This window comes from Lactobacillus apis (genome assembly GCF_003150935.1).
Taxonomy (GTDB): Bacteria; Bacillota; Bacilli; order Lactobacillales; family Lactobacillaceae; genus Lactobacillus; species Lactobacillus apis.
This window is the reverse complement of the sequence record NZ_CP029476.1, coordinates 457,231-471,426: the sequence shown is the minus strand read 5'-3', so window position 1 is coordinate 471,426 and position 14,196 is coordinate 457,231. Positions and strand designations below refer to the sequence as shown.

The following is a 14,196-nucleotide window of genomic DNA, read 5'->3' as shown; positions in this document are numbered from 1 at the left end:
CTTTTCTTTTTATTCAAAATCTTTTGGTCGTTGCCCCTTTTTATCAGAAAAGTAATAAGCAATTGCATCCATGATGCGGTCTGAAGCATGACCATCACCATATGGATTCTTCGCATTAGCCATTTTGTCATAGGCACTTTTATCTTCTAATAATTGCAGCATTGCTGCTCGAACATCGTCAACCTGCGTTCCAACCAGTTTCAATGTTCCAGCCTTGACACCCTCTGGCCGTTCAGTAGTATCACGTAAAACTAACACAGGTTTGTTTAAGGCAGGTGCTTCTTCTTGAACACCACCCGAATCTGTCATAATAAAGTAACTGCGCTTAGCTAAGTTATGAAAATCAACCACGTCAAGTGGTGCGATCAAATGAATGCGAGGATCATTGCCTAAAATCTCATGTGCTACTTCTTGCACCTTAGGCGACATGTGAACGGGATAGATGATTTCAACATCATCGTGACTATCCACAACTTCTTTCATCACCTTAAAGACGCGTCTCATCGGTTCGCCCTGATTTTCCCGTCTGTGCATTGTTACTAAGATCACTCTATGATTTGGCTCAATTAAGTCGAGCACCTTATGATGATAGTTATCTTTGACCGTTTCTTGCAAAGCATCGATAGCAGTATTACCAGTAATAAAAATATTCTCTGCTTGATGATGCTCACTAAGCAGATTTTCTTTACTCAACTTAGTTGGCGCAAAATAAATATCTGCCAAGTCATCTGTCATTTGGCGATTCATTTCTTCAGGGAAAGGCGAATACTTATTCCATGTTCTCAAACCGGCTTCGACGTGACCAATAGGTCGTTGTTGGTAAAAACTGGCCAAACTAGCTGCAAAACTAGTCGTTGTATCACCGTGCACCAAAACGATATCAGGTTGTTCCTTGGTAATCACATCTGCCAATTTAAGCATTACCTTTGAAGTAATTCCTTCGAGTGACTGGTTCTTTTTCATGATATTAAAATCATAATCTGGTTTTATATTAAAAATTTCTAGAACCTGATCTAGCATTTCGCGATGTTGCGCAGTAACGACTGTTACCTCATCAAAACGCTCATCTGCCTTTAGTTTCAGCACCAAAGGAGCCATTTTTATTGCTTCTGGTCTGGTTCCAAAAACCATCATTACTTTTATTTTAGTCATAAGTGCCTCCACACTAATAATATTAATTTCACAAGAAAAACTCAAGTCATTATGCTTTAATAATTAAGAGGAAATAGAAAGCTGGTAAACTAATGAAAAATCACTTCGGACTACTTTTAATCACTGCCTTTTTAATCATCATTGCCTGCTTCTTTCTAGTATTTAGTTTCGATAACCGGCGTACAAAGCAAAAACGATTATTACTTTTCACTGGCGCAGTTATCCTATTTATTATAATTGGCATTTTAACCAAGCTAATCTTAAACAATCCTCTACTTTAATCATTTTTAGATTGGCGATTTCCGTAAAAGAGTGCTACTCATTTTTTCCGAGTTTTTAAATGTGCATCTTTCAACTATTAATTGGTAGCTCGTTGTATAATCACAATATAGAGTAAGAAAAGAGATGAGCAAAATGAGCAAGGAAGAAACCACCAAAAATGTTTGGGTTACAACTCACGGTGACCAATGGGCAGTAAAGATTGCTGGTGAAGCCAAGCCACTTAAAGTCTTTGACCGCAAAACTGATGCAATGGAATTTGCTAAAGAACGGGCTAAAGAAGAAAAGACTGAGTTAATTAGCCAAAAACGAGATGGTAAAATTAATTTGAAAGATTCTTATGGTCATGATAGTCGTAAAACAAAAGGCTGACTTTAATAGCTGAACTTAAATCAACTTTAATAGATGACAGTGACTTCTATATTCTCATTCATTATGGTTACAGCATTAATAAATAATAGTTGATACTCTCAAAACCTATTTAAGTTAATATTTTAATTAACCAAATAGAACACTTTTTCTTTATTTATATATAACAAAAAAACTGATTTCCAAATCGGAAATCAGTTTTTTTAATACTTAAAATTAGTGGCTCCGTTAATTTAATGAGTAAACATATACCGCACCATCTGACCAGCTTGATACATAAAGTTGATCATTATGAGCACGCACACCTACGCAACCACCAATTTTATCAGCAATAACTTCAGTTGAACCGTCTTTAGCAATTCTTCTGACACAATCACCACCATTGTCAGCGGCAATTATCTCGCCCTTAGCTGTAATGTCGATGCCAACGCCTGGTCTTGCAAAACCTTTTGAAAATACTGAAACTTGTTTATTAGTGTCAATTTTGAGCACACTTCCGCCGTAGTTCGTGACAAACAAATTGCCTTGAGAATCTTCCACTACTCCAACTGGAGTTTGCATTTTATTCGAAATAATGGTCTTTTTGCCTTGAGGATTAATACTTACTATTTCATCACTACCACGGTTAGTAACAAGTAAATTCCCTGCTTTATCAAATGAGATACCTGTTGGTGTACTCAAATTATTAGCAAAAGTAGTCTTTTTACCATTTTTATCTACCTTAAGAATGACATCAGCACTATAGTCAGATACATACAAATTGCCACTCTTGTCGAAAGCTAATCCTGCTGGTGAACTCATGCCTGTTACAAATTTTGACTTTTCACCATTGCTCGATATTTTTGTTACTGAATCTCCACCCCAGTTTGAGACATAAAGGTTATTCTCCTTATCAATTGCCATTGCTGTTGGAGATGAGAAGCCTGTGTATTTTTTAATCAGTTTCAATTTTTGGTCCCCTTTCTGCCTGCCTTTTTTTGCCTTTTTCACTTTTTTGACCTTTTTGGTCTTCTTTTTCTTACTGTAAACTTTGGTGCTTAGTTCCACGTCACCTAGTCCCATGTCGTTTGTGCAAGCAGCTAAACTGCCTAGTAGACCTAATAAGACTGTTATTTTAGCCAAGCGCTTCATCATTTTTAAAAATCTCCTGTTATGTTCTTGTAAAGCATCATTGCATAATGAAACTTATTGTCATAAGGATAAATTTAACTATCCCTATTTACTCTGCTAACTATTTTGTCATAATCGTATTTAGCATCACCATCAGTCACTTTCTCAAAACTGTTTGAGTTGTAACTCGTATTGGTGGATCTATTTCATTTGTTCGAAAACTGGTGCTCCAGTATCTAAAGCCTCCTATTCTTGTAGTTTCTTATATATAGTAGTCTATCTGCTGGAGTTAACTCCATGTCAATTAAATATTGCATAACAAAAAATCCATGCTTTTTTACAACATAGATTTTTCCATTTATTTACCTTCAACTCGTTTCCAAACAGTGCTTAAGTTTAAGTATTTTACTAAATCACTTATATAGCGCCATCTTGAAATCATCCCGTTTGTCATAGTCAATTGTTACTTTTTGCAACAATGTACCGTGCTCGAGTATTCTCTCCACCTACACAATCTATTTGTTCTAGTTTTAATATCAGAACTTGAAGTGGAGCTAACTCTAGCATATTTTCATCATAATTGGCGTAAATATGATAATAATGACCCCCCAATTTTTCTATTCTCTATAATCAAAATAAATTGGAAAAACAATTGATAATCACTACTACAATTAACTAGTCAGAACAAAAAACTGGTTCCTTACTTGGAAATCAGTTTTTCATTTTCAAAGTTTCTCATTTTTCATGACTCTGGTGAGATTCGAACTCACCTCTACGGTTTAGGAGACCATTATTCTATCCAGATGAACTACAGAGTCGCAACAAATTAACTTTACCAAATTTAGTTGATAAAAGCCAATTTTTTTAGATTAATATTGCCGTGTGAAATATGGACTTGGATTGTTTGAATCCGCAATTTTATCTGCCGCAAAAACAAAGGGCGTCCAGATTGCCAGCGCAATTAACATGTTAATAATACACAAAACAATTGCACGCCAATCATAATTGCAGGCTAAGAATGGTCCAATAATTGGCGGCACAACTGCAGGAACCGCAGCTTGTACTGGGTTTACCAAGCCCAACATGGTCATCCAATATGAAAATGCAACATTGACGATTGGAGCTAAAACGAAGGGAATGAAATAAACTGGATTAAGCACGACTGGCAATCCAAGAACAATTGGCTCGTTGATGTTAAAAACAGCTGGGGCCAATGCAACTTTAGCGATCGTGCGGTAATCACTCCGTTTAGAAAATAGCAAAATCGCTACAACTAGCATCAAAGTACCACCTGCGCCTCCAAACCAAGCAAAGGCATCAAATGAGCCCCTAACCCAGAGATAAGAAGCAGGTTCACCGTTACGTACCGCAGTTACGTTAACATTTTGGGCTGTTAACCAAATTGAATCGAGGATTGGGGCCCAGACTCCCAGCCCATTAAGTCCAAAGAAACTAAAGATTTGGACAAACAGCGTCACCAACAAGACCATGCCAAATCCCTGACCCAATTTTACAAGCGGTGTTTGGATGGAATTTAATAACCAATTACCAAAATAAGTACCAGTAATTGTTTGAAAAGCAAAATTGATCATGCCGACACAAAAGATGGCAATAATTGCTGGGATCAGTGAATCAAGTGCCATTTGTTCTGCATATGGTAAAGTAACCGACATATTCAACTTAAGTCGTGCTTTTACACAAAAAGCAAAAATTGAAACACCGATTGAACCAAACAAGATTGCGGTAAAAATTCCAGTAGTTGAAAACTGCGAAATGTCAAAAGTGTGCTTAACTGAAATAGTCCGGCCATTTACCCGCATTTTGGTTAAGTTGGCAATGCTCATTGCTAAGGAAGATAGGGAAACAATTGCCCCCGCAATTGGATCAACTTCCATGCTTTTAGCTAAATGATAGCCGAGTGACATAGATAAAAAGAGTGCAAAAAGTGCAAAGGTTCCTCGCCAAACAACATTGCTAATCAAAGCGAGCGGACTCATCAACCAGGCAAAGGTTTCCCAGCCCAAGTTAACTCGCGCAGCTTCAATCAAGCTCTTAATCAAAACTGCAAGTGAACCAGCAATCGTAATTGGCATTACAGAAACGAATGCATCACGTAAGGCCACTAACCAATGGGTCTGCGCCAGTTTATTTGCTAGTGGTAATATGTAGTCTTCTAACCAGGCTACTAATCGACTCATTTCTGCTCCTTTTTCTTTAAATAATGTGGATGATATCCCTTATTCTTACGATTCTTGTTTTTATGCTTTTTCTTTTTAGTAGGCTGCTCAGGCTGAACTGTCTTTGTAGCAGCTTTGGACGCTACATCTTGTTCCTTTGGCTGTTCGGTCGACAACTTGTGTTTAGCAAAATAAACCCGCTCAATTTGTGTTGTATCTGTTAATAACTTTTTGAGATCCCGCAAATCATGGTCATCCCCAAGTGTTACAACATAGCCCTTGGCTCCCATTCGTCCGGTTCTTCCAGCGCGATGCAAGTAGGTATTCGTTTCACTAGGAATATCATAGTTGATTACATAGGTTACTCCAGGTATATCTAAACCGCGAGCAGCTAGGTCTGTTGCAATTAAAAGTCGTGTTCTACCGGCCTTAAAATCGCTGAGTGCTTGCTCTCTTTTTTGCTTGCCAAACTCATTTGCTAATAAACCAAATTTGGTTTTGGTATGACCAAGGATACCAGCAAAACGCATCATTGTCTGATTGGAATCGAAAAACAAAATCCCTTTAAAGTGATCCAACCGCATTAAACGCTGAATGAAGTCAATTTTATGAGCATTATCAACCTGCAGAAAATAATTTTTTACTGTTGTGCTTTGCTTCGCCCGCACATCAACCAGTTTAAAAGGAAGATCAAACAATTCAGCTGCATTTTGCGTAATCTCTGATTCAGTTGCTCCAAATAATAAAATTTGAGCATTCGGTAATAAGTTTTGTCCTAATGAACTTAACAATTCCATTTTGCTGAATTCAAGAATATCGTCAGCCTCATCAATGACTAAAGTTTTGATTTGTTCAACTTTAATACGGTTACTTGAAAAAAAGTCAAAGAAACGTCCTGGAGTAGCGACAACAACTTCAGGATGTTTTTTCTTTAAATTGTCTTCCTGTCGTTGCCGATTACCTGAACCGACCAACGTAATTCCAGTAAGATCTAAAGCGTGAATAAAAGGATTGATTGCATGTCTAATTTGCACTGCAAGCTCTGTTGTAGGTGCAAAAATAATCAAACTATTCGGCTCACCCTTAGTGATTCTTTCAAGCGTCGGTAAAGCATATGCCAACGTTTTTCCCGTTCCCGTTTTGGCCAACGCAATACAGCTTTCACCCTCACTAATTAACTGGTTAGTTTCTTGTTGGATTAAAGTTGGTTTTGTAAAACCTAATTTAGTTAAAACTGTTTCGATTTCTTTTTTCATTATTGTGTTAACTGTCCATATCGTTGTTTATACTGCGTTACTGTCCCATTATATGCGAGCATTGCAACGCCATTTTCTAAGCCGCTAACCGATTTTACGCGACCGTTGTTAGTGTAGCGCCAAAAAGAATATTTCATCTTACTTGGTGCTTTTTTGCCATTAGTAATAAATAAAGTTCCATCAGGGAAAAAGGTTTTATACCTGATATTAACATCAACCATGACTAATTTGCCATGGTTTTCCAGCATTCTGACAAATTGAGCCATCTGTTCCAGATAGCGGTTACTATGATCGTCAACTGCAGGTTCAATCAAGATAGGTAAGCTGCCTGTGTTCAAACCGACTTTTTTCATGAAATATTGATAGTGCTGTTCCGGTGTAGACTCATTACTGTAAGCGATACTGGTGCCAAAAGCCATTTTGGTGCCTAACACCTGATCGCGATAAGATAAGTAATCATCATCAAAATATGAACGTCCTTGCGTGCTTCTGAGATACACAAACGAAATACCGTGATCTTGTAATTCATGCAGGTCAACATATCCAAAAGTTTGATTTAGTTCCACACCAATTGCACTTGAATTTGAATCGGAAGGCAGTGTTGTTTGATTGCGAAAATTAAGTACACCTGCTACAAGTCCACCAATTGCAACTATTAACAGTAAAATAATTGCTGGCAACGTATATTTGTGATGAAATCTACCCATCCTGATCTCCGACCTTTATCTATTAGTTATTATACCAATATTTTTATTATAATTGACAATAACAAAATATGATACCAGGACAAAAAAAGACTAACAAAAGTTAGTCTTTCTTGATTTCATCTATTCATCAACTGGATATACTGGCTTCTCACCACTTAAAACACGTTTAGCATCGGTCATACTCTGGTTAACCATATTTTTAACCGAAGTCTTAGTGTAGTATGCAGAATGCGGTGTGAAAACAACATTTGGCATTTTGACCAATTCTTGATAGTCTTCTGGCAATTCTGAAATGTCATTGAATTTCTTCATCACAATTGCTTCTTCGCCAGTCATAACGTCAAGCGATGCGCCGGCGATTTCATTATTTTTCAGAGCAGCAATTAAATCTTTGTTATCAACTAAAGGACCACGCGCAGCGTTAATTAATACCGCTGTGTTTTTCATTTCTTTAAATTCCTTAGCGCTAATCATCCCCTCTAAATCAGGCGTAAATGGCGTGTGCAAAGATAAAATGTCGGATTCCCTAATAACCGTTTCAAAGTCCGTGTACTCGAGGAAAGCTTCATTGGCAGGATTTTCAACAATGTCGTAACCAATAACTCGTGCACCTAATGCATGAAAAATTTCAGCTGTGGCGCTCCCGATGCGTCCTACACCAATGATACCAACGGTTTGATTATAAATTTCGTCACTCATCAAGTTGGCTTCACGCACAAAATTTAAATCTTCTCGTTCATTTTTCAAGATTGGACCCCACTTGCGTAGCAAGTACATTGCGGAAGTTAAGGTGTTTTCAGCAACTGCTCGTGGCGAATATGCAGGAGTGTTAGTAATAAGTAAATGATATTTATGTGCATAATCAAAGTTAACAATATTATAGCCAACTGAGCGTAATGCAATATGTTTTATGCCATACGAAGCTAATTTGCGATAAACTTCTTCCTCATCAAGATCAAAAACTTGCAAGACACTAACAACGTCAAAACCTTCAGCTTGTTCAACTGTCTTTGCATCTAGATCATCATCAGTAGTTTGCAGATCATCGTCAGGATGTTCTTTATTCCACTGGTCAACGTAAACCTTTTGTTCAGGGGTCATACTGTATAGTAAGGCCTTCATTAAATAATCCTCCCTTTTGGATAAATTGTGATATCTACTATTCTATCTAAGATTAGTGAAAAATTAAAGATTTATTTGAACGAATCTAGATTTAGTTTTATGACTAAATAATCTAAAAGTTTTGTACTCTTTTTTCTGCTAAAAAGCAAAAAGAGATTACTAATCATCGTAATCTCTTTCGGTGTTTGCATTTATTTGGATAACGGCAAATTAATACTCTCGACGACCTTTTTTGTAAACAGCCTTATCTTTTTGAACAACTGCTTCAATCTTTTCTAAAGGATTTTCATCCAAAACAAGGAAGTCAGCGTATTTGCCTTCAGCTAGTGAACCATATTCATCATCAATTTTCATTAACTTAGCAGAATTATAGCTCGTTTGTAATGCTTCATGGTTAGTAAAGCCTTGCCCAACCAAAAGTGGCAACTCCTCAGGTGTCATTGTAAAGTCGTTAAAAGGTGTTCCTGCATCTGTACCCAAAGTAATTGGAACTCCTGCATTTTTAGCATTAGTAATGTTACCACGCAAGTCTTTCCATGCAGCTGCAATTTTGTTCATCTCCCAATCAGGAATTTTACCTGGTGCATATTCGATAAAGGCCCAAGCACCAACAATTGTTGGTGTTAAATATGTACCCTTCTCAAGCATTAGCTTGATTTCTTCATCGTTAACGTAAAAACCATGCTCAATACTGTCAACACCAGCTTTGATGGCATTCATGATCCCTGGATTACCTTCAGCGTGTGCAGCAACCGTCAAGCCTTTGTGGTGAGCTTCTTCTACAGCAACATGAATTTCTTCCTCACTCAACTGTGGATCATCCATGAAGTCATTTTCAGTCATGACACCGCCAGTTGCCATTACCTTGATTGTTTTGGCGCCTCTTTTGATTCCTTGTCTGACTGCTTTACGCATTTCATCAGGTGAATCTACCAAATGTCCAAAATTAGGCATGTCGCCATGACCACCAGTCATTGAATATGGTCGACCAGAAGGTAAAATTTCTGGTGCTTTAGTAACTTTGCCCTGCTCAATTAGCTTACTTAAATAAATATCAACATCATAACTGCTTCCACATTCTCGAATGTACGTTACACCTGATTTTAATAAGTCATGCAAGTTACTTAAAGCTTGAACTACTGCAGCTACTTCATTGTTATCTGTTCCACCATCAGCCGTTTGTGGATCCATCACAACATGCGTATGGCAGTTGATTAAACCAGGAATAACAAATTTTCCTGCTAAATCAACAGTTTTATCCACTTGAGGTATTTCACCTGAACCAATTTTGGTAATTTTTCCACTTTCATCATCAACTACTAAGTAGTTGTTTGCATGAATTTGATCATCTTCACCAGTATAAATATTGGCATTGACATAAGCTGTTTGTGACATTTGAAATCCTCCAAACTAAATAAAAAAGCACTCATCCCTAATATAAGGACGAGTGCTTCGCGTTACCACCTTTAAATTCTTTTATTACTCACGTAATAAAACTCACTAGCTATCAATCAATAGCTTGCATTTATAACGGCTGCAGTGCCGCTAACGGCTAACTATCACCGTTAGTCATCAATTAAAGCCCATGTTCATTAACTGCTATCGGCTGGCTTTCACCACCTGCTAGCTCTCTTTCACGATACCAAGAAAATTACTCTGCTTCTCAAGATGAAATATTTAATTATATTTTAATTTAACATCCAAATTGGCATGTGTCAATAGCTCATTAATTAAAATTAGTTGGTTTATTTAGTTATAGCTTCAAACACTTTTTTTCCCGCCTTTACAGCCGTTCCTGATTTAACAAGATCTTTAGCTTTGTTGACATGTTCAGCTGAATTAGTGATTACAGTTATAACGGTTGTCTTTTTACCTGCATCAGTAACTTGCTTACGATCCATTTCTACTAACTCAGTAGTTGGTGTTACTTGGTCACCTTCATTTATTTTTATTGTAAAAGGCTTACCTTCCAAATCAACAGTATCGATTCCAAGATGAAGCAAAACTTCCAAACCTTCAACAGTCTTAAAGCCAATAGCATGCTTAGTATTGAAAATTGAAACTACCTGTCCGTTTACAGGACTATAGACTCTATTACTATCGGGTTCAACTGCAAAACCCTCGCCCATTATCTTCTTAGAAAACACTTCGTCATCAACTTCCGAAAGGTCCTTATACGTACCAGAAACAGGTGCAGCAAAACTTACTTTTGTATTTTTTAATGTATCTGAATTCTCAGCTTCTTTTTCACTAGAATCTATCTTTTTAGCCTCAGGTTTACTGTTGGGATTAGCCAAAATATCATTGATTTCCTGGCTATAAAGATCTGCTTTTCCACCAAAAATGGCCTGAAATCCACCAGCAACTTTTAGTACACCAGGAGAGCCCAATTGCTTGAAGACTTTCTCATTAACTTGGCTATTATCGTTTAGTGCAATTCTTAATCTAGTAGCACATGCAGAAATTGTTTTAATATTGCTTGCTCCGCCTAAGGCAGCAATTATTTGAGTTGATTCATCATATAACTTGTCACCTGTTTGTGCGACATCATTATTAACAACAGTTTCTCCATTATCTGGGTCATCCTGCATACCAGGAATATTAACGTGGAATTTTTTAATACAAAATGTGAAAACTGCAAAGTATAAGAAGAACCAAACTACACCAATTAGCAATACATTTGGCCAATTAGTCTTGTCTTTTCCTTGCAAAACACCAAATAAAAGATAGTCAATTAAACCACCTGAGAATGAATTACCAATTCTAATATTCATAATATCAGCAAGATAAAATGAACAACCATCTAAAAATGAGTGAATCAAGTAGAGCCATGGAGCAACAAATAAAAATGAATATTCCAATGGTTCAGTGATTCCTGTTAAAAATGAAGTCAAACCACCTGAAAGATAAAGTCCACCGTCTTTTTTACGGTTAGCTTTTGGTAAGCAAAAGTACATTGCTAAAGCTGCACCCGGTAAACCAAACATCATTGTGGCAAAACGACCAGCAAAAAAGCGAGTTCCGTAAGTAAACAAACCATGGAAGTTAGGATCTGCTAATTGGGCAAAGAAAATATTTTGTGCACCAACAACTGTTTTTCCAGCAACTTCAGCCGTTCCACCTAAAGCGGTATACCAAAACATTGGATAAATCGTGTGATGCAATCCAACGGCTCCAGTTAGTCTCAATAAGAAACCATAAAGGAAACTTCCGAAACTACCCATTGCAGCAATAGCATGACCAGCTGTTGTCAGCCAACCTTGAATAGGAGGCCAAATCAAATAGAAAATTGCTCCAATAAAGATTGCTGCAATTGATGAAATAATCGGAACAAATCTTGAACCACCAAAGAAACCTAAAAATTGTGGTAATTCAATTTTTCGATAATGATTATGAAGATAGGCAACTACCGAGCCAATTACAATTGCTCCCAAAACACCAGTGTCAATTGTGTTCTTAGGATTAAACAACTGTAATAAACCGGAAATAGTGGCAGTATATACCAAGTAAGCAACGCCACCTGCAAGACCTGCTGTCCCTTTATCTCCTTTAGCAAGACCTACAGCCAAACCAATTGAAAAAATTAATGCAAGATTACTGAAAACTGCATTTCCAGCAAAATTCATAATCTTTAAGGTGTTTTGTAGCCATGCTTGATTCAATACTGGAAAAGCTGAAACTGCTGCAGCATTTGTCAACGCCCCACCAAGTCCAAGCAACAACCCAGCAACTGGTAGAATTGCAATTGGTAGCATAAAGGCTTGTCCTAACTGGGTAAACCACTGACCAATTGCAGAAAATTTATTATTCTTAGTCATTTTTAATCCTCCTTAGTTAACTTTTAAAAACATCCGTAAATGTCTTAGCAATTTGAAGTGGTCTTGTAATTGCACCACCTACAACAATTCCTACGGGATCTATTTCAATTACTTTCTTTAGTTCTTCTGGTGTATGAATCTTACCTTCAGCAATTAAAGGCATCCCTGCTGCGACAATTTTTTGAATCAAATCATAATCTGGTCCATTTATATTTTCGCTTTCCTCTGTGTAGCCAGCTAAAGTCGTGCCAACAAAATCCATTCCACAAACATATGCATTCTTTGCTTCTTCAAAATTAGAAACATCCGCCATAAACAGTTGATCTGGGTATTTATTTTTTACTTCACTGATAAAATCATTTATCTGCTTCCCGTCATGTCTTGGCCTCAAAGTACAATCAAAGGCAATAACTTCCACACCAGATTCAATCAACTCATCTATTTCTTTCATTGTTGGCGTTATATATGGCTTTTCTGGTGGATAGTCGCGTTTGATAATGCCAATAATAGGCAAGTCAACGACCTCCTTTATTTCATTAATGTCTCTAATAGTATTTGCTCTGATTCCAACGGCACTAGCCTCTTGTGCAGCTTTCGCCATTAGCGGCATTACTCCACCCTTTTCTGTATAGAGTGGCTCTCCTGGCAAAGCCTGACAAGAGACAATTAAACCTCCGTGGACTTTATCGATAAAATCTTTTCTCTTCATATGTACTTTTACTTCAAAAATAATAAACTTTGAAGTTTTCCTCCCAAAAACAATATTATTATTTTAGAAGAATAATTGCAATCGTTTTCTTGAAAAAAGCTGTTATAATTTTAATAAAAGCAAAAGGATTATTATCATTAATGAACTTCATACAATTATTCAATCAAAACAAAGATCATCTAACTAAATCAGAAGCAAAATTAGCTAATTATATTGCTACTCATCAAGAACGGGTAATTTATGACACAATCAAATCGCTTAGTGAAGATACTCAAACCAGTGATGCAACAATTATTCGTCTATGCAAAAAGTTAGGCTTTTCAGGTTTTTCCAACTTAAAAATTGCATTAGCGCAAGAGTCAATGACACAAAGCAACACGAATAAAAATAAGAGTGAATTTTATTCTGACAGCGCCAACTTATTAGTTGATTCAATAAAGAAAACAGAGAATTTGATTGTGCCTGAAAAATTGCAAGCAGCAGTTAAATTACTTAGCAAAGCAAAAAGGGTTTATCTTTTTGGCGTTGGACATTCCGGTGAATCTGCCAACGACTTTGCTAAGACTTGGCTCAGGATAGGCTTAATTGCTCACGCAGAAGTTGATCCCCACCTTCAAGTCCAAATTAGTTCTTTGTTAAGTAAAAAAGATGTTGTCGTAGGATTATCACTATCTGGCCATACTAAAGATACATATGACTCGCTTAAGTTAGCTAAAAATAATGGTGCTGGCATTATCACAATTTCAAATGATCTTAATTCACCAATTGCAGAACTAGGTGACGTCCAACTTCAAACAGCTGTCAGCGAATTTACTAGTATTGGTTCAGTTTCTGGCCAAGTTTCACAACTGTACCTTTGCGATGTACTCGCTCGTGGCTATGAATTATATGCAAAAATTGATACACGAGAAATAAAGGAAAAAGTCTTACCTGAAATTCTCAAAAAAGAAATCTAAACTAAAAAACGCAGACTAAATAGTCTGCGTTTTATTTTTTGTTTAACTTTATGTTACATTCCCACCACTTTAATTGGATTGCCTTGCTTTTTAACCACTGCAAGTAAGTCCTGGGGATTTAACCAAATCGTTGCAGTATTATCATTAGGATGAACGGCAATTCTAGGCTGGTCTGCAAAGTACTCATCCAAATAAAATGATACTTCATGCTTTTGATCATTTAACAAGCCTAAGGGCGTAACTGAACCTGGAGTCAAATCAAGTTTTTCTTTTAAGTCAGCTGGTGAAGCAAAGCTAAGTCTTCTGGTATCATTTTGCTCGCGAAACTCAGCTAAGTTTACCCGCTTATCACCCTTTACAGTCAGCAGGTAATAATTGCGCTTTTTATCATCTCGCACAAACAAGTTCTTAGCATCTGCCTCAGGATGAGGAAGAGAAATTTCTTCCATTTCTGCCATATTAAAAACGGCTTGGTGCTCAACTATCTCATATTCGATTCCCAATTGATCAAGATATTGTAAAGTCTCTTTTTTGTTCATTT

At 36.9% G+C, this 14,196-nt stretch carries 12 protein-coding genes and 1 tRNA gene; 2 read left to right on the top strand and 11 right to left on the bottom strand.

Annotated elements, in window-relative coordinates; all coding sequences use genetic code 11:
- Positions 1–9: 9 nt before the first annotated feature.
- Positions 10–1,152 carry a non-hydrolyzing UDP-N-acetylglucosamine 2-epimerase gene (gene wecB, locus DKL56_RS02355; RefSeq protein ID WP_109715260.1) on the bottom strand — a complete coding sequence of 381 codons (1,143 nt, stop codon included), beginning with the start codon at positions 1,150–1,152 and terminating at the stop codon, positions 10–12.
- A 414-nt stretch (positions 1,153–1,566) separates the two neighbouring features.
- Between wecB and DKL56_RS02350 the strand changes: the two genes are divergently transcribed.
- A complete protein-coding gene (locus DKL56_RS02350; RefSeq protein WP_046306385.1) occupies positions 1,567–1,803 on the top strand; it encodes a DUF2188 domain-containing protein in 237 nt (78 codons plus the stop codon).
- A gap of 225 nt (positions 1,804–2,028) precedes the next feature.
- Here DKL56_RS02350 and DKL56_RS02345 read toward each other — a convergent pair whose 3' ends face one another.
- The 9 genes from DKL56_RS02345 to DKL56_RS02305 all read right to left on the bottom strand — a co-directional run bounded on the left by DKL56_RS02345 (position 2,029) and on the right by DKL56_RS02305 (position 12,699).
- Positions 2,029–2,934, bottom strand: a complete 906-nt coding sequence (locus DKL56_RS02345; RefSeq protein WP_109715259.1) for an NHL repeat-containing protein — start codon at positions 2,932–2,934, stop codon at positions 2,029–2,031.
- Between the two features lie 721 nt (positions 2,935–3,655).
- A tRNA-Arg gene (locus DKL56_RS02340) sits at positions 3,656–3,728 on the bottom strand.
- Between the two features lie 51 nt (positions 3,729–3,779).
- A complete protein-coding gene (locus tag DKL56_RS02335) occupies positions 3,780–5,108 on the bottom strand; it encodes a PTS sugar transporter subunit IIC (RefSeq protein WP_046306381.1) in 1,329 nt (442 codons plus the stop codon).
- The gene (locus DKL56_RS02330; RefSeq protein ID WP_420812395.1) at positions 5,105–6,343 is read right to left on the bottom strand and encodes a DEAD/DEAH box helicase; all 1,239 of its coding nucleotides are present in this window, start codon (positions 6,341–6,343) and stop codon (positions 5,105–5,107) included. The genes DKL56_RS02335 and DKL56_RS02330 overlap by 4 nt, the downstream gene beginning before the upstream one ends.
- A complete protein-coding gene (locus DKL56_RS02325) occupies positions 6,343–7,050 on the bottom strand; it encodes a GH25 family lysozyme (RefSeq protein WP_109715257.1) in 708 nt (235 codons plus the stop codon). Before DKL56_RS02325 ends, DKL56_RS02330 begins: the two co-directional genes overlap by 1 nt.
- A gap of 120 nt (positions 7,051–7,170) precedes the next feature.
- On the bottom strand, positions 7,171–8,172 hold the full coding sequence (locus DKL56_RS02320) for a D-2-hydroxyacid dehydrogenase (RefSeq protein WP_109715256.1): 1,002 nt from the start codon (positions 8,170–8,172) through the stop codon (positions 7,171–7,173).
- A gap of 210 nt (positions 8,173–8,382) precedes the next feature.
- On the bottom strand, positions 8,383–9,567 hold the full coding sequence (locus DKL56_RS02315; protein ID WP_109715255.1) for a metal-dependent hydrolase family protein: 1,185 nt from the start codon (positions 9,565–9,567) through the stop codon (positions 8,383–8,385).
- 350 nt (positions 9,568–9,917) lie between these two features.
- Positions 9,918–11,990 (bottom strand): PTS sugar transporter subunit IIABC, encoded by a 2,073-nt coding sequence (locus tag DKL56_RS02310; protein ID WP_239440597.1) that lies wholly within the window; start codon positions 11,988–11,990, stop codon positions 9,918–9,920.
- Positions 11,991–12,006: 16 nt separating this feature from the next.
- Positions 12,007–12,699: an N-acetylmannosamine-6-phosphate 2-epimerase gene (locus DKL56_RS02305; RefSeq protein WP_109715254.1), complete on the bottom strand. Its 693-nt coding sequence runs from the start codon at positions 12,697–12,699 to the stop codon at positions 12,007–12,009.
- 140 nt (positions 12,700–12,839) lie between these two features.
- On the opposite strand from DKL56_RS02305, the gene DKL56_RS02300 reads away from it, so the two are divergent.
- Positions 12,840–13,655, top strand: coding sequence for a MurR/RpiR family transcriptional regulator (locus DKL56_RS02300; protein ID WP_109715253.1), 816 nt, complete (start codon positions 12,840–12,842; stop codon positions 13,653–13,655).
- A gap of 53 nt (positions 13,656–13,708) precedes the next feature.
- Here the strand turns inward: DKL56_RS02300 and DKL56_RS02295 are convergent, their stop codons facing one another.
- Positions 13,709–14,194, bottom strand: coding sequence for a prolyl-tRNA synthetase associated domain-containing protein (locus DKL56_RS02295; protein WP_109715252.1), 486 nt, complete (start codon positions 14,192–14,194; stop codon positions 13,709–13,711).
- Between the last annotated feature and the right edge of the window lie 2 nt (positions 14,195–14,196).